The following is an 18,748-nucleotide window of genomic DNA, read 5'->3' as shown; positions in this document are numbered from 1 at the left end:
CCCTTCCGCAGGCTCTTCCCCCGGGGAGTGCAAGCCTCCCAACACCCCGCGCCTCGCGGTCGGTTTCATGCGAAGCTGGACCGCATGAGCGCCGAAACGACCCGCAGGATCGTCCTCTTCCGCCACGCCAAGGCCGACTGGCCCGACGTCGACGACCACGAGCGTCCGCTCGCCGAGCGCGGCCGCAAGGACGCTCCGGTCGCCGGACGCTGGCTCGCCGGATCCGGCGTCACCCCCGAGCTGGCCCTGTGCTCCACCGCCGCCCGCACGCGCGAGACCTGGAAGCTCGCCGTGCCGGAGCTGCCGCAGCGGCCGCGCACGGTGTACGAGGAACGGCTCTACGAAGCGTCCCTCGGTGAGCTGATCGCCTTGCTCAACGAGGTGTCCGACGAGGTCTCCGACCTGCTGCTGATCGGCCACAACCCCGGGATGCACGCGCTGGCGGACGCGCTGACGGGGGAGGCGGACGGGGATCTGCTGGCGCGGATGAACCGGTCCGGCTTCCCGACGGCGGCGATCGCGGTGATCACGTTCGGCGGTTCGTGGAAGGGCGTGGAGCACGGGGTGGGACGGCTGGCGGCGTTCTGGGCGCCGCACGCGTAGGGCTTTCGCCGGGGGTGGGTTTTGTTCTCCCCGCCCCGCCCTTTCACCGTTTCTTCCGGGGCTGCGCCCCTCGGCCCGCAATGCGGCTGCGCCGCATTGTCCTCAAACGCCGGACGGGCTGATTCAGCCCGTCCGGCGTTTGAGGACAGCGTCCGAAGGGCGCTTCGGGGGCCAGGGGGCGGAGCCCCCGGTGGGGCGCAGGGGCGAAGCCCCGCCCACCGCGCGGAGCGCGACCCCGCGCGCGGCAGCGCGCACGAAGGGTCGCGCAGGGGCGCAGCCCCTGCGTGGGGGTACCCCCTCTGGGGGAGGGTCAGGGCGGGGCGGGGAGCGAAACCCACCCGAACACTCACTCGTGCGTGTTCGCCGCCTCGACTTCCTCCCGCGTAACCCCCAGCAAATACAGCACCGTGTCCAGGAACGGCACGTTCACCGCCGTATGCGCCGCCTCCCGCACCACCGGCTTCGCGTTGAACGCCACCCCCAGCCCGGCCGCGTTCAGCATGTCCAGGTCGTTCGCGCCGTCCCCGACCGCCACCGTCTGGGCCAGCGGCACCCCGGCCTCGGCCGCGAACCGGCGGAGCAGCCGCGCCTTCCCGGCGCGGTCCACGATCTCCCCGGTGACCCGGCCGGTCAGCTTCCCGTCGACGATCTCCAGTGTGTTGGCGGACGCGAAGTCCAGCCCGAGCCGCTCCCGCAGGTCGTCCGTGACCTGGGTGAACCCCCCGGAGACCACGCCGACCTGGAAGCCGAGCCGCTTCAGCGTACGGATCAGGGTCCGGGCCCCGGGCGTCAGCCGGACCTCCGCACGGACCTTGTCCACCACCGACTCGTCCAGCCCGGCCAGCAGCGCCACCCGCGCGTGCAGCGACTGCTCGAAGTCCAGTTCGCCGCGCATCGCCTGCGCGGTCACCTCCGCGACCTCGGCCTCGCAGCCCGCGTGCGCCGCGAACAGTTCGATGACCTCGTCCTGGATCAGCGTGGAGTCGACGTCCATCACCACCAGGCGCTGCGCCCGCCGTTGCAGGCCCGACGCGACGACGGCCACGTCCACCCCGAGCCGGGCGGCCTCGACGGCCAGCGCCGTGCGCAGCTTCTCCGTCTCCGCGCCGGAGACCGCGAACTCCACTGCGGTCACGGGGTACTTGGCGAGCCGGAAGATACGGTCGATGTTGCCGCCCGTGCCGGTGATGCTGGCCGCGATGGCCGCGGTGGACTCCGCGGTGAGCGGGTGGCCCAGCACCGTGACGTGCGAACGGCCCACGCCGCGCGGCCTGTTGTCGCCCCGGCCGGAGATGATCTCGGTCTGGAGGTGCATCGACTCGGCCCAGCTGTGGACGGTCGCCCGCAGGTCGCCCTCGGAGGCACCGGCCCCGGCGGGGGCGGTGACGAGGACGCAGAGGGTGATCCGCCCCCGGGTGACGACCTGCTCGATGTCTATGACGTCGACCGCGTAGGCGGCGAGCGTGTCGAAGAGCCCGGCGGTGATGCCCGGCCGGTCCTTCCCGAAGATCTTGACGAGGAGGGTGGGCTCGTCGTCGGCGGAGAGGCCGGCAACAGCGGTGGCAGGTGGGATCTGCGGTGCGCTCATGGTGCTTCTACGGTAGCCGGTGCCCCGCGGGCCGCCGCAGGGGGAGCCGGGTGGGGAACGCACTGTTCACCACCGGGTCACCGGCGCGGCGGCCGCCCGCCCCGGCCCGGCCACCCCCGTGGGGGCGGCGGCGGACCCGGCGGCGGCGGGGGCGGACTCCCGTACCGGTGCTCCCCGGACGGCGGGACCGGTGGCGGGACCGGTGGCGGTTCCGGGGAGCGCTCCGGCGGACCGGCCGCCTGATGGGTCGGGCTGTCGTACAGACTCCTGTGCCGCTGCCCGTCCGGCCGTAGATAGGGATTGGTGTCGGGGGACGCGGCCCCGTACCGCGGCGAGGGCCGGTGGGGGCCGGGCGCCCCTGCCGCCGGGTCCCCGGCGGGAGCCTCCCCGTAGGCGTACGCGTACGGCACCGCCCGCCGCCCCGCCGCCCCCGTCCACCGTGCGAGCAGCCCGCCCACCGCCCCCGCGCCCAGGCCCCACACCGCCCCGAGCAGCGCCGCGAGCGGGACGCTCCCGGACAGTTCGAGCCCGGCCCCCGCGGCGTCGATGCCCAGTACCGACAGGCTCGCGTCGGCCCTGACCCTGGTGGCCAGGGCCAGCAGCGGCAGGGCCACCGCCGTGACCGCGCCGAGCGCCAGCGCGCACCGGCCGGCGTACGCGGCCGCACCGCCCGTCCCGCGCGGGGTGCGCACCGCCGTGAGCACCCCGGCCAGCAGCACGGCCAGGGCGCAGGCGGCCGGGAGCAGCAGCACCCGGTCGTCGAGGCCGACGAGCCGGCCCACCCCGACGGTCTGATCGGCGCCGCCGTTCAACAGCCGGTCGAGGGGGTCGGGGAGGACGCCCAGCAGGCTCCCGGCGGCCCTGCCGTGCCAGGGCACGAAGAGGCCGAGCGGCAGCCCGAGCCACACCCCGTTCGGCGCCCCGAGGAGCGCGGCGCCGGCGATCCGTCCCGGGTGGTCGTCCCCGGCCGTCGCGCCCGCCGCCGCGGCCCAGCCGGCGGCGACGGCCAGCACCAGCACGGCGCACAGCGCCGAGGCCGCGGGGCGCACCGAGCGGTGCAGCGCCCGCGCGCCGTGCGGCAGCGGTGCGGTGCGGGCGGCCAGCAGGGTGACCAGCAGGACGACGAGCACCCAGGCGGCGCCGCCCAGCAGCGACGGCCCGGTCCGCACCGAGAAGCCGACGGCGGCCTTGGCGCGGGCGAGCCCGGCCAGCCGGTCGGGGAGGTCGCCGAGGTCCCCGATGCCGGGGAGCTCCAGTTTCGGTCCGCCGTCCCCGCCGCCGGGGACCAGGGCGGTGCCGTCGATGGTGACGGTGGAGGAGCCCGCCCAGGCGAGCCCGCCGAGCACGAGCAGGAAGACGGCGGCCATCACCCCGGCGCGCGCGGCCAGTTCGCGGCCGCCGACGACGGGCCCGGCCGGGCGCAGGGAGCGGACGAAGGCCGCCCCGAGCACCAGCGCGCCGACGAGCGTCACCCCCAGCGGCAGCACGTCGATGGAGGACCGTGCCCCGGCGCCGGTGAGGCCGAACGCCTCGACGGCCCCCGAGGGCTCGACGGAACCGCCGGTGGCGAGGACGACCACCGCGGCGGTCATCGGCCCGAGCGCCCCGGCCCGGTCGGCGCCCAGCAGGTGCAGTCCGAGCGCGGCCGTCCCGGCCATCGCGAGGAAGGCCCAGCCCACCCCGGCCACTGCGATGAGGACCGGCCGCGCCCCGCCCCGGTCACTGGTGATGGTCATCACGGCCCCCCGGTCCGTACCAATCTGCCGACGGCCGTGTGATTTCCGTGCGGCCGTGGGCGATTACCACTCTCCGGTGGTGTTTCCGCCCCGTCAACGGCGCACGGGAAGCGGGGAAGAAGGGGGTGCGAAGCGGGTGGGAAGAGGGTGGGAAGGGAGGTCCGTCAATCCCCGACTTTCGATCGGGGGACTGTGCCTGAAATAGTTCCTCCCGATGTTCGCCATCCCTAGACTCCCTGTGCAGACTCCCTGTGCGGGGGATACATCGGGGGACAAGTAGTGGGGCATGGAGTGCCTGAACTCGTACTGGAATTGAATGGACAGACCTGGACGCTGGACCCGTCCAGGTCGTACACCCTCGGACGCGATCCGCAGGGCGACATGGTGCTGGAGGACGCCCGCGTCTCATGGCGGCACGCCATCGTCCGCTGGAACGGCGGCAGTTGGGTCCTCGAGGACCAGGGAAGCACCAACGGCACCTATGCGCAGGGCCAGCGGATCCATCAGCTGGAGATCGGCCCCGGCTCGGTCGTGCACCTGGGGAACGCGACGGACGGCCCGCGGCTGACCGCGGGCGCCGCGGCCGCCGCCGCACCCGCGGCCGACCTGTTCAGCGCGCAGACCGCGCTGGCGGCACCGCAGGGGCAGGCGGCACAGCAGCCGCACCCGCAGCAGTACCAGCAGCCGTCCGCCGGGTGGGGGCACCAGCCCCCGCAGCAGGCCCAGCCGCAGCAGGCCCAGCCACAGCAGTACGTGCAGCAGCCGCAGGCTCAGCCGTACCAGCAGCCGCAGCCCCAGGGCTCCTGGCAGCAGCCCCAGCCGCACATCCCGCACCAGGCATCCTCGCCGGAGCAGGGACAGGGACACCTCCCGCCCGGCGCGGCGGCCGGTGCCCCGCCCGCGCACGGCGACCGCAGCCCGACGACGTTCCACCAGCTGGCCGCCGGCCGCGTGATGCGCATCGGCCGTGCCCTGGAGAACGACCTGGTCGTCGCCGACCTCCAGGTCTCCCGCTACCACGCCGAGTTCCGGGCCGGCCAGGACGGCCGCTTCGAGATCGTCGACCTGGGCAGCCACAACGGCACCTACGTCAACGGCCAGCCGGTCCGCCAGCAGGTCATCGGCCCGAACGACATCGTGGGCGTCGGCCACTCCGCCTTCCGGCTCGTCGGCGACCGCCTGGAGGAGTTCGTCGACACCGGCGACGTCTCCTTCTCGGCGCGCCATCTGACCGTCACGGTGGACGGCGGCAAGCAGATCCTCAAGGACGTCTCCTTCGGCGTCCCGGAGAAGTCGCTGATCGCCGTCATCGGCCCGTCCGGCTCCGGCAAGTCCACCCTGCTCAAGGCGCTCACCGGCTACCGGCCGGCCAACCAGGGCGACGTCCTCTACGACAACCGCAATCTCTACAAGCAGTTCGCCGAACTGCGCCAGCGCATCGGCCTGGTGCCGCAGGACGACATCCTCCACAAGGAGCTCACCGTCCGGAAGGCGCTGCGCTACGCCGCCAAGCTGCGCTTCCCCGGCGACACCGCGCCCGCCGAGCGCGAGGCGCGCATCGACGAGGTGCTGCGCGAGCTCAAGCTCGACATCCACAAGGACAAGAAGGTCACCTCGCTCTCCGGCGGCCAGCGCAAGCGCGTCTCCGTCGCCCTGGAGCTGCTGACCAAGCCGTCGCTGATCTTCCTGGACGAGCCCACCTCCGGCCTCGACCCGGGCATGGACCGCGATGTGATGCAGCTGCTGCGCGGCCTCGCCGACGACGGCCGCACCGTCCTGGTGGTCACGCACTCCGTCGCCGAACTGGCGCTCTGCGACAAGCTGCTGGTCATGGCGCCCGGCGGCTCGGTCGCCTACTTCGGCCCGCCCGAGGAGGCGCTCAACTTCTTCGGGTACGAGACCTGGGCGGATGTCTTCTCCGCCTTCGAGAACTACCGCGACTACGACTGGGCCGGGCGCTGGAAGGGCTCCCAGCACTACCAGATGTACGCCGCGGACATCGACGCGGTGGCGCCGCAGTCCGTCCATGTCCAGCCGCAGGTGGTCAAGCCGCCGGTGCCGCAGAGCTGGGGCTCCCAGCTGTGGACGCTGATGCGCCGCTATGTGTCGGTGATCGCCTCCGACCGGGGCTTCATGGGGCTCATGCTCATCCTGCCCGCCGTGCTCGGCGGCGTGAGCTGTGTGATCCCCTCCGACTACGGGCTCGGGGCCCCCGCCAAGGGCCACTTCAACCAGGACGCCGGCACGATCATGCTGATCCTCGCGGTCGGCATGTGCTTCTCGGGCGCCGCCAACTCCGTCCGCGAGCTCATCAAGGAACGGGTGATCTACGAGCGGGAGCGCGCCGTCGGCCTCTCCCGGTCCGCGTACCTGATGTCGAAGGTCGTCGTCCTGGGCGCGATCACCGCGCTCCAGGGCGTGATCATCTCCGCCATCGGCTTCTCGATCCGCAAGCTGCCGGAGGAGGGGCTGATCCTCAAGGCCGTGCCGGCCGCCGAGCTCTGCTTGGTGATCATCGCCCTCGGCTTCACGTCCATGATGATCGGCCTGGTGATCTCCTCCCTGGTGAAGACCGCGGAGAAGACCATGCCGCTGCTGGTGATGTTCGCGATCGTCCAGGTCGTCTTCACCGGCATCATGTTCAAGATCTACGACGCCCCGGGCGTCGAGCAGGTCGCCTGGCTGATGCCCTCCCGCTGGGCCATCGGCGCGGCCGGTGCCACGCTGGACCTCTCGCACATCATGGCGCCGATGGACAAGAACGACCGGAACAACCTCGACCCGCTCTGGGCCCACACGGTCGGCCAGTGGGGCATCGACATGGTCGTCCTCGTCGCGCTCGGCGTCGCCTGCGGATTCGCGGTCGCGCGCCTGCTGCGCCGGCACGAGCCGGAAGTCATGCGGAAGTAAGAGATCATGCGGAAGTAATCCGCATTGCCACTGCAAAAGGGCGCTGCACCCGGGAAACCGGGTGCAGCGCCCTTTTGGTGTCCGCCCGGCTCAGTAGGCCGAGTTGACGTTGTCCATGGAGCCGTAGGTCTTGGCCGCGTAGTTGCAGGCGGCGGCGATGTTGGCGACCGGGTCGTAGATGTTCCAGGAGGTGCCCTCGATGTGGTACGCCTGGAAGGTCGGGTCGATCACCTGGAGCAGGCCCTTGGAGGGGATGCCGGCGGCGGCGTTCGAGTCCCAGTTGTTGATGGCGTTCGGGTTGCCCGTCGACTCCCGCATGACGTTGCGGTAGATGCCGTCGTAGGAGCCCGGGATGCCCTTGGCGGCCATGATGTCCAGGGCCTCGCGGATCCAGCCGTCCAGGTTGTTCGCGTAGGACTTGGGGGCCGGGGCGGCCGGGGCGGCCTTGGGGGCGGCGGTCTCCGCCTCGACCGGCTTGCGCGCGGCGGACCGGCTCGCGGCCTCCTTCTCGGCGCGCTCCTTGTCCGCCTTGGCCTTCGCCTCGGCCTCGGACTTCTTCCGGGCCTCGGCCTCGTGGCGGGCCTGCTGGGCGGCGCTGTCCGCCTGCTGCACGAGCTCCGCCCGCTGGTCCTCGGTGCCGAACGTCTTGGCGTTCCACGCCACCGGCTTCACGGCGATCGCCTGCTGCTTGTCACCCTCCGCGGAGGCGGGGACGACCGCGAATGCCACGGCGGCGACGCCTGCCGCGGCGATGCCCGCCGCGGAGAACTTGTGGACCTTCGTGAGACGGGTATAGCCGGAGATGGAGCGCATGACTGAGCTGAACCTCTTCCAATCGCGTGGGGTCGCGGGCCCGGATCGGCGCGTTAAAGAAGCGCCGTATCGATCTACGGCGCCCTGCGACGGGGCAATTGTTAGCGGCAGCAAAAAGTCCTGGCAAAGATGTGACGTACTATCCCGCTTCGTTGCGGAACCCCTCGGGCGACCCCCCGGAAAACCGGCCGACTCCCGCTCACACCCCTCTTTACGGGCGGTTTATCCGTCCACTATCCACCGTCGTAGGTGATGTGCGTCCTATGTGCGGGGTCACACCGGGCGGTGCTCCGCCGCACTCGGTGTGACCGTGTCCGCACCCTCGGTGCACCTCCCCGCCGGGCCCGGCGGGGACCCGGCTCAGATCTCGACCAGCACCTGGTCCAGGCTCTTGCGCACCAGCCCCGGGACCCGGCAGTCGTCCGCCGGATAGCCGACCGGGATCACCGCGAACGCCTTCTCGTTCACCGGCCGTCCCAGCACCTCGGACAGGAACCGCATCGGGCTCGGCGTGTGCACCAGGGCCGCCAGCCCCGACAGGTGCAGCGCCGAGAGCAGCATCCCGACGGCGATGCCCACCGACTCGTCCACGTAGTAGTGCTTGCGCCGCTCCCCGTCCGCCCCCAGCCAGTAGCGCTGCTGGAAGACCACGATCAGCGCCGGCGCGTCCGTCAGATGCGGCTTCACCTCGTCCGTGCCCAGCGGCCGCAGGGCCGCCAGCCACTCCTCGCCGAGCCGCCCGGCGTAGGAGGTGCGCTCCTCCTCTTCCGCCGCCGCCCGGATCCGCGCCCGCACCTCGGCGTCCTTGACCAGGACGAACGTCCACGGCTGCTGGTGCGCCCCGGACGGCGCCGTGGCCGCGCAGGCGATCGCGTCCCGCACCGCCTGCTCCGGCACCGGGTCGGCGGAGAACTGCCGCACGGTCCGCCGCTCCGCCATGCGCGCGCGCAGCTCCGCGGCCCGGGCCAGCGACTCGTCGGCGGGTATCCGGCCGGGCCGGTAGGGGACCGGCCGGTAGGGATCGCCATGGGTGGGTGTCCACTGCGTTGGTATAGACATGACACGAGTCTGGCGCGGGAGGGCCCTTCGGCCTAGGGCGCGCGGTGTAAGCGCCCGCCCGCCAGCGGTCCGATCCGCGGAGATCGCCCGGCGGTCTACGGTGATCCCATGACCCATGGCCCACGCTCCGGCCTCTCCGCCGTGAGCGCCGCGATCCTCGCGATGAGCAGACATCTGGAGGTGCGGGACGTCCTCAAGACGATCGTCGTCTCCGCACGCGAGCTGCTCGACGCCCAGTACGCCGCCCTCGGCGTTCCCGACGACCACGGAGGCTTCTCCCAGTTCGTCGTCGACGGCGTCAGCGACGAGACGTGGAAGGCCATCGGCCCGCTGCCCCGCCAGCACGGCATCCTCGCCGCCATGCTGGAGGACAAGAACCCCCAGCGGCTCGCCGACGTCCGCAAGGACCCCCGCTTCGGCGGCTGGCCCGACGCCCACCCCGAGATGGGCGACTTCCTCGGCATGCCCGTCGCCGACGGGGACGAGAACCTCGCCGTCCTCTTCCTCGCCAACAAGGCGTACAAGCACGGCGGCACCGGCGTCGGCTGCGGCTTCACCGACGAGGACGAGGAGCTGCTCGCCGTCCTCGCCCAGCACGCCGCCATCGCCCTGACCAACGCCCGTCTCTACGAGCGCAGCCGCGAGCTGACCATCGCCGACGAGCGCGCCCGGCTCGCCCACGAGCTGCACGACGCCGTCGCTCAGAAGCTGTTCTCCCTGCGGCTGACGGCCCAGGCCGCCACCGCCCTGGTGGACCGCGACCCGGGCCGCGCCAAGGACCAGCTGCACCAGGTCGCCCATCTGGCCGCCGAGGCCACCGACGAGCTGCGCGCCGCGGTGGTCGAACTGCGCCCGGCCGGGCTCGACGAGGATGGGCTGGTCGCCACCCTGCGCACCCAGGTCAAGGTGCTCGACCGGGCCCACGCCGCGAGCGTCGGCTTTGCCGCCCACGGGATGCGGGCGCTGCCGGCCTCCCAGGAGGAGGCACTGCTGCGCGTCGCCCAGGAGGCCCTCCACAACGCCCTGCGCCACTCCGGCGCGGAGCACGTCGAGGTCACCCTCGCCCGGCGGGGCCAGGGCGCCACGCTGCGGGTGGCCGACGACGGAAGCGGATTCGACCCGTCCGCCGTCCGGCAGGCGGGCCGCCACCTGGGCCTGGTCTCCATGAGGGACCGGGCCAACGGGGTCGGCGGCAGGCTGAAGGTTGTCTCGGAGCCCGGACAGGGCACCGCGATCGAGATGGAGGTGCCCGGTGGCTGAGGGCCACACGATCAAGGTTCTGCTGGTGGACGATCACCAGGTGGTCCGCAAGGGCCTGCGCACCTTCCTGGAGATCCAGGACGACATCGAGGTGGTGGGGGAGGCGGCCGACGGCGCCGAGGGCGTGGCCCGCGCCGAGGAGCTGCGGCCCGATGTGATCCTCCTGGACGTGAAGATGCCCGGCATGGACGGCATCGAGGCGCTGCGCCGGCTCCACGCCCTGGACAGCCCCGCCCGGGTGCTGGTCGTCACCAGCTTCACCGAGCAGCGCACGGTGATCCCGGCCCTGAAGGCTGGGGCCGCGGGCTATGTCTACAAGGACGTGGACCCCGACGCGCTCGCCGGTGCCATCCGCTCGGTGCACGCCGGGCACGTCCTGCTCCAGCCCGAGGTGGCCGGTGCGCTGCTGACCCAGGACGACTCGGGCGGCGGCCAGGGGCGGGGCAACGCGCTCACCGAGCGCGAGCGCGAGGTGCTCGCCCTGATCGCCGACGGCCGGTCCAACCGGGAGATCGCCCGTGCGCTGGTGCTCTCGGAGAAGACGGTCAAGACGCATGTCTCCAACATCCTGATGAAGCTCGACCTCGCCGACCGCACCCAGGCGGCCCTCTGGGCGGTCCGGCACGGGGTCGGCGACTGATCTGCCTGGTGGGAGCGGGCTGCCGTCTATCCGGAACGTCTCATTCCGACGAGCGGTTCATGCGGTCGTGTGATTGTCCGCCGGAGCCGATAACCCGGATGGCGGTGGCCCGTTTTCCATGGCGTAACCGCGGCGGCTGGCCGTGGGACGTTCCAGGAAGGTCAGAGGAAGAGTGAAGAACATGAAGAAGGCAGCTGCCGTCACGCTCGCGGCCGGCAGTCTCGCCGCCCTCGCCGGTGGTGTCGCCTCCGCGCACACCTCGCACGGCGCGGACGGCCTTGCCAAGAACTCCCCCGGCGTGGTCTCCGGCAACGTCATCCAGGCGCCCGTCGAGGTCCCCGTGAACGTGTGCGGCAACACCATCAACGTCGTGGGCCTGCTGAACCCGGCGCACGGAAACGACTGCGTCAACGATTAACGGCACCCCCGGCGGTCACCCGCCCGGTCGGTCGGCCCCGCCCCTGCGGGGCCGACGTCCGAGGGTGATCAATCGCCCGAACGAGGGCAAACGCCACTGACGGCCGTGCCGTCGGTGGTGCGGTGGCGTTCATCAGGGCGCGACTCCGTCACCGGGGCCGCGAGGTCACCAGCAAAGGAAGACACCCATGAACCGAGCCAAAAAGGCCGCTCTCGTTCTGGCCGCCGCAGGCGTCGCCGTCGGCGCCTCCGTCGGTACTGCAGTCGCGCACGACGAAGGCTCCAGCGCCCACGGTGTCGCGAAGGGCTCGCCCGGCGTCATTTCCGGCAACGTCATCCAGATCCCCCTGGACGTGCCGATCAACGCTTGCGGCAACACGATCGACATCATCGGGCTCCTGAACCCGACATTCGGAAACGTCTGCATCAGCAAGTGACGCCCGGAAGGCCCCGCGGACCCTCGGTCCGCGGGGCCTTGTCCGTGGCCGCTTCCTTCATGGCTTCTTTTATGGCCTGCCGCGCTCCCGCTCCTCCAGCAGCGCGTTGTACGCGGCCACCTGGGCCCGCCGGGCCGTGCGCTCCACGGGCCGCAGCGCCGCCGCCCGTGCCGTGATCTCGGCCGCGCTCACGGCGGCCCCGTGCTCCCGGCCGCCGCCGTCCCCCGATCCGCTCGCGATGGCGACCAGCGCGCCCACCCGCTGCGCCAGCTCCAGCACGCGCGCCGCGCGCGGCGGATATCCCGGCGCAAGGATCTCCTTCCCGCGCCCCGCCCTTGCCCGGTACGCCTCCAGCGCCGCCTCGGCCGCCGGCCCCGAGCCCGCCACGTCGAGCCGGGTGAGCACCTCCGTCGCCTCCCGCAGCGCCTCCGCGAGCTCCCGCTCCGCCTCGCCCAGCGACGGCACATCCGCCGGCGGCGCCTCGCGCACCGGCAGGCACTGCCAGAGGACCTCCACGTGTTCGTCGCCCTCGGGCCCCGCCGCGTGCACCTCGGGCACCAGCCCCAGGCCCGTTCCCACGGCGACGACCGCCTCGCCGGCCTCCAGGGCCAGGGCGTTGAACTCCGGCGGCCCGCTCAGCCCCAGCGGGTGCCCGGGCGCCGGCAGCGCCAGCCGCAGCCCCGCCGCGCCGAGCGCGCGCAGTCTGCCCAGTGCGAGGGTCAGGCCCACGGGCCCGGATTCACCCGGCAGGCCGACGACCCGGTGGACGGCGTCCTCCCCGGTGATACGGAGCGCCACGTCATCAGGTGCGGCAAATCCGGCAAGCAGGGCATTTCCCCAGGCTGTCAGCCGGCCTGAGCGATGTTCATCGAGCATGTGCCCCAGCCTAGGGACTGGCGACGACGGCAGGTGGCGTAGGTTTTCCCTGGGGGCTGCGCCGACAGGCGCCAGCGACGACGAACTGCAATGGGAGACAACGCGCTCATGAGCGATGTACTGGAACTGGTGGACGTATCCGTGGTCCGCGAGGGCCGGGCTCTGCTGGATCAGGTCTCCTGGTCGGTCAAGGAGGGCGAGCGCTGGGTGATCCTCGGCCCCAACGGCGCCGGCAAGACCACGCTTCTCAATGTCGCCTCCAGCTACCTCTTCCCGACCAAGGGCACGGCACGGATCCTCGGCGAGACGCTCGGCTCGGTCGACGTCTTCGAACTGCGGCCGCGCATCGGCATGGCGGGCATCGCCCTCGCCGACAAGCTGCCGCGCACCCAGACCGTCCTGCAGACGGTGCTCACCGCGGCGTACGGCATGACCGCCACCTGGCGCGAGGACTACGAGACCGTCGACGAGCAGCGCGCCCGCGCCTTCCTCGACGTGCTCGGCATGACCGAGCACCTGGACCGGAAGTTCGGCACCCTCTCCGAGGGCGAGCGCAAGCGCACCCTCATCGCCCGCGCGATGATGATCGACCCCGAGCTGCTGATGCTGGACGAGCCCGCCGCGGGCCTCGACCTCGGCGGCCGCGAGGACCTGGTGCGCCGCCTCGGCCGGCTCGCCCGGGACCCGCTCGCCCCCTCGATGGTGATGGTCACCCACCACGTCGAGGAGATCGCCCCCGGCTTCACCCACGTCCTGATGATCCGTCAGGGCCAGGTGCTCGCCGCCGGTCCCATCGAGCTCGAACTCACCTCCCGCAACCTGTCCAAGTGCTTCGGCCTCCCCCTGGTCGTCGAGAGCCGCGGCGACCGCTGGACCGCGCACGGCCTGCCGCTCTCGTAAGCCCCCCGTAGGGCCGAGGAGCCCTGTCGGTGACCCCTCCCACGCGCCTACCATGACCATGTGAACACATGGGCGTGGTGGCTCGTGGCCGCCGTCGGGCTCGGCATCCCCCTGGTCGTGACCGCGATGCCGGAGTTCGGCATGCTCGCGGTCGGAGCCGTCGCGGCAGCCGTCACGGACGCGCTGGGCGGGGGCACGGTGACCCAGTTCGTCGTCTTCGCCGTCGTCTCCGTCGCCCTGATCGCCGTGGTCCGGCCGATCGCCAACCGGCAGCGTGCCCGCCGCCCCGCCCTGCAGTCCGGGATCGAGGCCCTCAAGGGGCGGCAGGCCGTCGTCCTGGAGCGGGTCGACGGCCACGGCGGGCGCATCAAGCTCGGCGGCGAGATCTGGTCCGCGCGGGCCCTCGACGGGGGCCATGTCTACGAGGCCGGAGAGCAGGTCGATGTCGTCGACATCGACGGCGCGACGGCGGTGGTGATGTGAGACGACCGTTACGGGGGCGGCGGGATCCGGCCTGCACGCCACCGCCGGTTCTGAAAGACTCCCCGGACACGATCGATCCCGGCACGCCCGACCCACGACAAAGGCACGAGGAGCCACGATGGCGATCATCATCGTCCTGATCATCCTGGTGGTGCTCGTCTTCATCGCCCTCATGAAGACGGTGCAGGTCATCCCGCAGGCCAGCGCCGCCATCGTCGAGCGCTTCGGCCGCTACACCCGGACGCTCAACGCCGGCCTCAACATCGTCGTCCCGTTCATCGACTCCATCCGCAACCGCATCGACCTCCGCGAGCAGGTCGTGCCGTTCCCCCCGCAGCCCGTCATCACCCAGGACAACCTCGTCGTCAACATCGACACCGTCATCTACTACCAGGTGACGGACGCGCGGGCCGCGACCTACGAGGTGTCCAGCTTCATCCAGGCCATCGAGCAGCTCACCGTCACCACCCTGCGCAACATCATCGGCGGCATGGACCTGGAGCGGACCCTCACCTCCCGCGAGGAGATCAACGCGGCCCTGCGCGGCGTCCTCGACGAGGCGACGGGCAAGTGGGGCATCCGCGTCAACCGCGTCGAGCTCAAGGCGATCGAACCGCCCACCTCCATCCAGGACTCGATGGAGAAGCAGATGCGCGCCGACCGTGACAAGCGTGCCGCGATCCTCACCGCCGAGGGCATCCGTCAGTCGCAGATCCTCACCGCGGAGGGCGAGAAGCAGTCCGCGATCCTGCGCGCCGAGGGCGAGGCCAAGGCCGCGGCCCTGCGCGCCGAGGGCGAGGCCCAGGCGATCCGCACGGTCTTCGAGTCCATCCACGCCGGCGACCCCGACGAGAAGCTGCTCTCCTACCAGTACCTCCAGATGCTCCCGAAGATTGCCGAGGGCGACGCCAACAAGCTCTGGATCGTGCCCAGCGAGATCGGTGACGCCCTCAAGGGCCTCAGCGGCGCCGTCGGCAACTTCGGCGGCCCCCGGGGCGTCGTGAAGACGACCAAGGAGAGCCCGCGCCGCGAAGAGCCGCCGATCGACTGACGACCGTATCCAGCAACTCCTTCAACAGCCGTATCCTTCCCGCTCCTTCTCGTGCATGATCAAGTACGGCCCCCCGACCTGCCATGGCGGGGAGGCGCCGTACTGATCCGAAGGAGATGGCCTTGTCCATCTGGGAAGCACTCGCGGTCTTCGCGGCCGGCATCGGAGCCGGCACCATCAACGTCGTCGTCGGCTCCGGCACGCTGTTCACCTTTCCGGTGCTGCTCGCCGCGGGACTGCCGCCGGTCACCGCCAACGTCTCCAACACCCTGGGGCTGATCAGCGGCAGCGTCAGCGGGGTCGTCGGCTACCGCCGCGAACTGCGCGGCCAGCGCGCCCGGATCCTCCGCTTCGGCCTCGTCGCCCTGGCGGGCGGCCTCGCCGGGGCGGCCCTGCTGCTCGCCCTGCCGTCGCGGGCGTTCGACGCGATCGTCCCCGCGCTCATCGCGCTCGCGCTGGTGCTGGTGATCCTCCAGCCCCGGCTCGCCCGGGCGCTCGCCCGCCGCCACGAACGCAACGGCACCGCCCCGCACGCGGACGGCGGCGTCGCCCTCCTCCTCGGCCTCCTGCTGGCCAGCACCTACGGCGGCTACTTCGGCGCGGCCCAGGGAGTCATGTACCTCTCCCTCATGGGCCTCTTGCTCGACGACGACCTCCAGCGCATCAACGGCCTCAAGAACGTCCTGGGCGTGGTGGTGAACGGCGTCGCGGCGGTCTTCTTCGTCTTCGTCGCGGAGGTGAACTGGGAGGCCGTGCTGCTGATAGCCGTGGGCTCCACGCTGGGAGGCCAGCTGGGCGCGAAGGTCGCACGCCGCCTGAGCCCGACGGTGCTGCGGGGAGTGATCGTGACGGTGGGGGTGGTCGCGATCGTGCAGTTGCTGCTGCGCTGAATCAGCCTGTCCGGCGTTCAAGGACGGGTCAGGAGCAAACCCCCGCGGAAACGGAAACGCTCCGGGCCCTTCCCCCGTCAGAAACGCGGGCCCGGAGCGCACGGCAGCGGACGAGGCCACCCCGGGCCCACGCCCAGGGCTCCGACAGGCGGCGCCGACGCGCGACACGCCAACCCGCCCCCGCCACTGCGGTATCCGCCGCCCGACGGCCGCATGCGAAGCCGTCGGCAGGAACCACTGTGGCGGCACGGGCCAGGGCGCGCAACGGAATTTCCGGCCGCCGCCCGGCCCGCCGCCGGGCCACAGGTCAGCCGGCCGCGGGCACCTCGTACTCCCCGATCAACTGCGCCCGCCCCAGCGCATGGAACCGCAGATGGAACCCGACGAACGCCGGCGTCGCCGCCGCGTCCGGCCCCAACTTCTCCTGGTCCACGGCGTACACGGTGAAGACGTACCGGTGCGGGCCGTCCCCGGCCGGCGGCGCCGCGCCCCCGAAGTCCCGCGTCCCGTAGTCGTTCCGGACGTGCACCGCCCCCGCCGGCAGCCCCTTCATGTCACCGCTCCCGGCCCCCGCCGGCAGTTCGGTCACCGTCGCGGGGAGGTCGAAGAGGACCCAGTGCCAGAACCCGCTGCCCGTGGGGGCGTCGGGGTCGAAGCAGGTCACGGCGAAGCTCTTCGTCCCCTCCGGGAAGCCCTCCCAGCGCAGTTGGGGAGAGGTGTTGCCCCCGCTGAGGACCTGGCCGTCGCGGAGCCGCGCCCCGGGCTCGACGTCCTCGCTCACCACCGTGAACGAGGGGACCGGCGGGAAGAAATCGTGGGGGAGCGGCGGACGGCCCTGACCAGCTGACACGGAGACACCTCCAGTACGCACGGACATGAGGGCGCCAGCCTAGCGAGGCACGGACGACGCGGGCTGCGACCATATGGACGTGCTTCGACGTATGTTCCGACGAGGCGGACGACGACCGGCCGGCCGCGCCCTGCGCTCCCTCACCGTGCTCCTCGCCGCCCTGCCCCTGTTCCTCCTCCCCGCCTGCTCCTCCGGTGACCACGGCAAGTCCGCAAAGGCACCGGCCACAACCTCCTCCGGCAGAACCACCGGCGGCTCCGGCACCACCCCCTCCTGGGCCAAGGGCATGCGGACCGTCACCCCGGACAAGCTCCCGCCCGAAGCCAGACGCACCCTGGAACTCATCGACAAGGGCGGGCCGTTCCCGTACCCCAAGGACGGCACGGTCTTCGGCAACTACGAGAACCGGCTGCCCAAGCAGTCCCGCGGCTACTACCACGAGTACACGGTCCCCACCCCTGAGGCCCGCAACCGCGGCGCCCGCCGCATCGTGACCGGCAGTCACTCCGAGCGCTACTACACCGGCGACCACTACAAGACCTTCGAAGCGGTGGTGCACCCATGACCAGCCAACTCCCCGCCCCCGGCGTCCCCGGGCTCCTCACCGGCTCGGTCCCGCCCGGTCTCTATCGGCTGCCCGTCACCGAGACCCCCGAACACGCCGCGGCGCAGGCCGCCGACGCGGGCTGGCGCACGGCCCGGCTCCACCTCGACGGCATCGGGGACAAGACCGCCTTCCTCGACCGCTGCGCCGCCGACCTGGGCTTCCCCGGGTGGTTCGGCCACAACTGGGACGCCCTCGCGGACTGCCTCACCGACCTCTCCTGGTGGCGCAAGGACGGCGAGCCGCACGGCTATCTCCTCGTCGCGGAGGACTGGGACGCCTTCCAGAAGGCCGCCCCCGAGGCGGCCTCCGTCGCGAGGACGATCCTCACCGACGCCGTCGGGTACTGGACGGGCCGGCAGACCCCCATGGCGGTCCTGCTCGCCTGACCCACGGGGGGCCGGCCGTTCCACTACCCTCGGCCGGCATGACCTCCGGCCCTGACCGCACTCCGCTCGCCCGCGCCTTCTTCGACCGGCCCGTCCTCGAGGTGGCCCCCGACCTGCTCGGCCGCACCCTCGTCCGCACGGGCCCCGACGGGCCGATCGAGCTCCGCATCACGGAGGTCGAGGCCTACGCGGGCGAGGCGGACCCGGGATCGCATGCCTACCGGGGACGTACGGAGCGGAACGCGGCCATGTTCGGCCCGCCCGGTCACGCGTACGTCTACTTCATCTATGGGATGTGGTTCAGTCTCAACCTGGTGTGCGGCCCGGAGGGCGCGGCGAGCGGTGTGCTGCTGCGCGCGGGCGAGGTGCTCAAGGGCCATGACCTGGCCCGCGCCCGTCGGCCCAAGTCGCGCAACGACCGCGACCTCGCCCAGGGCCCGGCCCGCCTGGCCACCGCCCTCGACGTGGACCGCAGCCTCAACGGCACGGACCTCTGCGCCGGTCCGGCGGCCCCCCTCTCCGTCCTGGCGGGAACGCCGCTCCCCACCTCGTCGATCCGCAACGGCCCCCGTACGGGCGTCGGCGGCGAAGGGGCGACGCACCCCTGGCGCTTCTGGGTGGACGGCGACCGGACGGTGAGCCCGTACCGGGCACATGTCCCACGGGACCGCACCCGGACGAAGGCCTGACCGGCAGTGCTTGACTCCGGCCCCGGAAGGGCCTAACGTAGCCCGAGCCGCTGGAGACGGGCAGCGCCATGGGCGTCTGTACCGATAGGCGGTACCACCACTACTACGCGGGATCCCCGGACGGGGCTTGGTTTCGCTGTGCCGAAATCAGGGCTCGAATGGATCCGGCCGGCTCGATTGGGAGTCGGCGGGAAATTCCGCTAAAGTGATGGACATCCCCTCCGACGGGAATTCGGATTCTGAATCCGGGCCGGGAACGGCACGGAAAAAGATCTGATAGAGTCGGAAACACCGAAGGGAAGCGCCCGGAGGAAAGCCGAGAGAGAGTCTCGGTGAGTACGAAGGAAGCGTCCGTTCCTTGAGAACTCAACAGCGTGCCAAAAGTCAACGCCAGACTATAAAACAACCCCGTCCCGGCTGGTTTACCGGTTGGGATGAGGTTCCTTTGAAAAACACAGCGAGGACGCTGTGAACGGCCGGGCTTATTCCGCCTGGCTGTTCCGCTCAACGCGAGTGTTGAACCGGCAGTTTTTAATTAAACGCAGCCCGGTAC

General features: G+C 71.8%; 19 protein-coding genes. 13 read left to right on the top strand and 6 right to left on the bottom strand.

The annotated features are described in order from the left end of the window. Positions 1–84: 84 nt before the first annotated feature. The gene (locus tag AB8735_RS09875; protein WP_344030886.1) at positions 85–603 is read left to right on the top strand and encodes a histidine phosphatase family protein; all 519 of its coding nucleotides are present in this window, start codon (positions 85–87) and stop codon (positions 601–603) included. 346 nt (positions 604–949) lie between these two features. Here AB8735_RS09875 and serB read toward each other — a convergent pair whose 3' ends face one another. Both serB and AB8735_RS09865 read right to left on the bottom strand, forming a co-directional pair. After that, positions 950–2,191: a phosphoserine phosphatase SerB gene (gene serB, locus AB8735_RS09870; protein WP_344030884.1), complete on the bottom strand. Its 1,242-nt coding sequence runs from the start codon at positions 2,189–2,191 to the stop codon at positions 950–952. A 77-nt stretch (positions 2,192–2,268) separates the two neighbouring features. Continuing rightward, positions 2,269–3,927, bottom strand: a complete 1,659-nt coding sequence (locus AB8735_RS09865; RefSeq protein WP_372406686.1) for a streptophobe family protein — start codon at positions 3,925–3,927, stop codon at positions 2,269–2,271. 279 nt (positions 3,928–4,206) lie between these two features. Between AB8735_RS09865 and AB8735_RS09860 the strand changes: the two genes are divergently transcribed. Continuing rightward, positions 4,207–6,837, top strand: coding sequence for an FHA domain-containing protein (locus tag AB8735_RS09860; RefSeq protein ID WP_372406683.1), 2,631 nt, complete (start codon positions 4,207–4,209; stop codon positions 6,835–6,837). A gap of 90 nt (positions 6,838–6,927) precedes the next feature. On the opposite strand, the gene AB8735_RS09855 is transcribed toward AB8735_RS09860, so the two are convergent. Both AB8735_RS09855 and AB8735_RS09850 read right to left on the bottom strand, forming a co-directional pair. Next, a complete protein-coding gene (locus tag AB8735_RS09855) occupies positions 6,928–7,650 on the bottom strand; it encodes a transglycosylase SLT domain-containing protein (RefSeq protein WP_372406681.1) in 723 nt (240 codons plus the stop codon). Positions 7,651–8,010: 360 nt separating this feature from the next. Beyond that, positions 8,011–8,709 (bottom strand): nitroreductase family protein, encoded by a 699-nt coding sequence (locus AB8735_RS09850; protein WP_372406678.1) that lies wholly within the window; start codon positions 8,707–8,709, stop codon positions 8,011–8,013. A gap of 108 nt (positions 8,710–8,817) precedes the next feature. Between AB8735_RS09850 and AB8735_RS09845 the strand changes: the two genes are divergently transcribed. The 4 genes from AB8735_RS09845 to AB8735_RS09830 all read left to right on the top strand — a co-directional run bounded on the left by AB8735_RS09845 (position 8,818) and on the right by AB8735_RS09830 (position 11,463). Beyond that, positions 8,818–9,969 (top strand): GAF domain-containing sensor histidine kinase, encoded by a 1,152-nt coding sequence (locus AB8735_RS09845; protein ID WP_344030874.1) that lies wholly within the window; start codon positions 8,818–8,820, stop codon positions 9,967–9,969. Beyond that, complete coding sequence (locus AB8735_RS09840; RefSeq protein WP_344030872.1) at positions 9,962–10,609, top strand: response regulator transcription factor; 648 nt, start codon at positions 9,962–9,964, stop codon at positions 10,607–10,609. Before AB8735_RS09845 ends, AB8735_RS09840 begins: the two co-directional genes overlap by 8 nt. Before the next feature lie 172 nt (positions 10,610–10,781). Further along, positions 10,782–11,027 (top strand): chaplin, encoded by a 246-nt coding sequence (locus AB8735_RS09835; RefSeq protein ID WP_372406675.1) that lies wholly within the window; start codon positions 10,782–10,784, stop codon positions 11,025–11,027. 187 nt (positions 11,028–11,214) lie between these two features. Beyond that, complete coding sequence (locus tag AB8735_RS09830; RefSeq protein ID WP_372406674.1) at positions 11,215–11,463, top strand: chaplin; 249 nt, start codon at positions 11,215–11,217, stop codon at positions 11,461–11,463. Between the two features lie 69 nt (positions 11,464–11,532). Here AB8735_RS09830 and AB8735_RS09825 read toward each other — a convergent pair whose 3' ends face one another. Then, the gene (locus tag AB8735_RS09825; protein WP_344030867.1) at positions 11,533–12,339 is read right to left on the bottom strand and encodes a hypothetical protein; all 807 of its coding nucleotides are present in this window, start codon (positions 12,337–12,339) and stop codon (positions 11,533–11,535) included. Between the two features lie 90 nt (positions 12,340–12,429). Here AB8735_RS09825 and AB8735_RS09820 point away from each other — a divergent pair, with 90 nt between their 5' ends. The 4 genes from AB8735_RS09820 (at position 12,430) to AB8735_RS09805 (ending at position 15,663) form a co-directional block, all read left to right on the top strand. Next, positions 12,430–13,239: an ABC transporter ATP-binding protein gene (locus AB8735_RS09820; RefSeq protein ID WP_344030865.1), complete on the top strand. Its 810-nt coding sequence runs from the start codon at positions 12,430–12,432 to the stop codon at positions 13,237–13,239. A 126-nt stretch (positions 13,240–13,365) separates the two neighbouring features. Further along, entirely contained in the window at positions 13,366–13,722 is a 357-nt protein-coding gene (locus AB8735_RS09815; protein WP_344030907.1) for an NfeD family protein, read from the top strand. Between the two features lie 118 nt (positions 13,723–13,840). Next, positions 13,841–14,773 (top strand): SPFH domain-containing protein, encoded by a 933-nt coding sequence (locus AB8735_RS09810; protein ID WP_344030863.1) that lies wholly within the window; start codon positions 13,841–13,843, stop codon positions 14,771–14,773. Positions 14,774–14,895: 122 nt separating this feature from the next. Next, the gene (locus AB8735_RS09805; RefSeq protein WP_372406673.1) at positions 14,896–15,663 is read left to right on the top strand and encodes a sulfite exporter TauE/SafE family protein; all 768 of its coding nucleotides are present in this window, start codon (positions 14,896–14,898) and stop codon (positions 15,661–15,663) included. Positions 15,664–15,970: 307 nt separating this feature from the next. Here the strand turns inward: AB8735_RS09805 and AB8735_RS09800 are convergent, their stop codons facing one another. Then, positions 15,971–16,540, bottom strand: coding sequence for a YbhB/YbcL family Raf kinase inhibitor-like protein (locus tag AB8735_RS09800; RefSeq protein WP_372406672.1), 570 nt, complete (start codon positions 16,538–16,540; stop codon positions 15,971–15,973). A 46-nt stretch (positions 16,541–16,586) separates the two neighbouring features. On the opposite strand from AB8735_RS09800, the gene AB8735_RS09795 reads away from it, so the two are divergent. The 3 genes from AB8735_RS09795 to AB8735_RS09785 are packed head-to-tail and all read left to right on the top strand — an operon-like array spanning position 16,587 to position 18,195. Continuing rightward, the gene (locus AB8735_RS09795; protein ID WP_372406670.1) at positions 16,587–17,078 is read left to right on the top strand and encodes a ribonuclease domain-containing protein; all 492 of its coding nucleotides are present in this window, start codon (positions 16,587–16,589) and stop codon (positions 17,076–17,078) included. Further along, the gene (locus tag AB8735_RS09790; protein WP_344030858.1) at positions 17,075–17,506 is read left to right on the top strand and encodes a barstar family protein; all 432 of its coding nucleotides are present in this window, start codon (positions 17,075–17,077) and stop codon (positions 17,504–17,506) included. Before AB8735_RS09795 ends, AB8735_RS09790 begins: the two co-directional genes overlap by 4 nt. Positions 17,507–17,544: 38 nt before the next feature. After that, positions 17,545–18,195 (top strand): DNA-3-methyladenine glycosylase, encoded by a 651-nt coding sequence (locus AB8735_RS09785; RefSeq protein ID WP_344030856.1) that lies wholly within the window; start codon positions 17,545–17,547, stop codon positions 18,193–18,195. The last annotated feature ends 553 nt before the right edge of the window (positions 18,196–18,748 follow it).

This window comes from Streptomyces luteireticuli (assembly GCF_041519305.1).
GTDB classification, from domain to species: domain Bacteria; phylum Actinomycetota; class Actinomycetes; order Streptomycetales; family Streptomycetaceae; genus Streptomyces; species Streptomyces luteireticuli.
This window is presented reverse-complemented; position numbering and strand designations above follow the sequence as displayed.

Bases quoted from the DNA above. Each gene is read 5' to 3' on its own strand.
- AB8735_RS09790 (WP_344030858.1), top strand. From the start codon at position 17,075: ATGACCAGCCAACTCCCCGCCCCCGGCGTCCCCGGGCTCCTCACCGGC.
- AB8735_RS09875 (WP_344030886.1), top strand. From the start codon at position 85: ATGAGCGCCGAAACGACCCGCAGGATCGTCCTCTTCCGCCACGCCAAG.
- AB8735_RS09845 (WP_344030874.1), top strand. From the start codon at position 8,818: ATGACCCATGGCCCACGCTCCGGCCTCTCCGCCGTGAGCGCCGCGATC.
- AB8735_RS09795 (WP_372406670.1), top strand. From the start codon at position 16,587: ATGGACGTGCTTCGACGTATGTTCCGACGAGGCGGACGACGACCGGCC.
- AB8735_RS09785 (WP_344030856.1), top strand. From the start codon at position 17,545: ATGACCTCCGGCCCTGACCGCACTCCGCTCGCCCGCGCCTTCTTCGAC.
- AB8735_RS09810 (WP_344030863.1), top strand. From the start codon at position 13,841: ATGGCGATCATCATCGTCCTGATCATCCTGGTGGTGCTCGTCTTCATC.
- serB (WP_344030884.1), bottom strand. From the start codon at position 2,191: ATGAGCGCACCGCAGATCCCACCTGCCACCGCTGTTGCCGGCCTCTCC.
- AB8735_RS09820 (WP_344030865.1), top strand. From the start codon at position 12,430: ATGGGAGACAACGCGCTCATGAGCGATGTACTGGAACTGGTGGACGTA.
- AB8735_RS09830 (WP_372406674.1), top strand. From the start codon at position 11,215: ATGAACCGAGCCAAAAAGGCCGCTCTCGTTCTGGCCGCCGCAGGCGTC.
- AB8735_RS09865 (WP_372406686.1), bottom strand. From the start codon at position 3,927: ATGACCATCACCAGTGACCGGGGCGGGGCGCGGCCGGTCCTCATCGCA.
- AB8735_RS09850 (WP_372406678.1), bottom strand. From the start codon at position 8,709: ATGTCTATACCAACGCAGTGGACACCCACCCATGGCGATCCCTACCGG.
- AB8735_RS09825 (WP_344030867.1), bottom strand. From the start codon at position 12,339: ATGCTCGATGAACATCGCTCAGGCCGGCTGACAGCCTGGGGAAATGCC.
- AB8735_RS09855 (WP_372406681.1), bottom strand. From the start codon at position 7,650: ATGCGCTCCATCTCCGGCTATACCCGTCTCACGAAGGTCCACAAGTTC.
- AB8735_RS09815 (WP_344030907.1), top strand. From the start codon at position 13,366: ATGCCGGAGTTCGGCATGCTCGCGGTCGGAGCCGTCGCGGCAGCCGTC.
- AB8735_RS09800 (WP_372406672.1), bottom strand. From the start codon at position 16,540: ATGTCCGTGCGTACTGGAGGTGTCTCCGTGTCAGCTGGTCAGGGCCGT.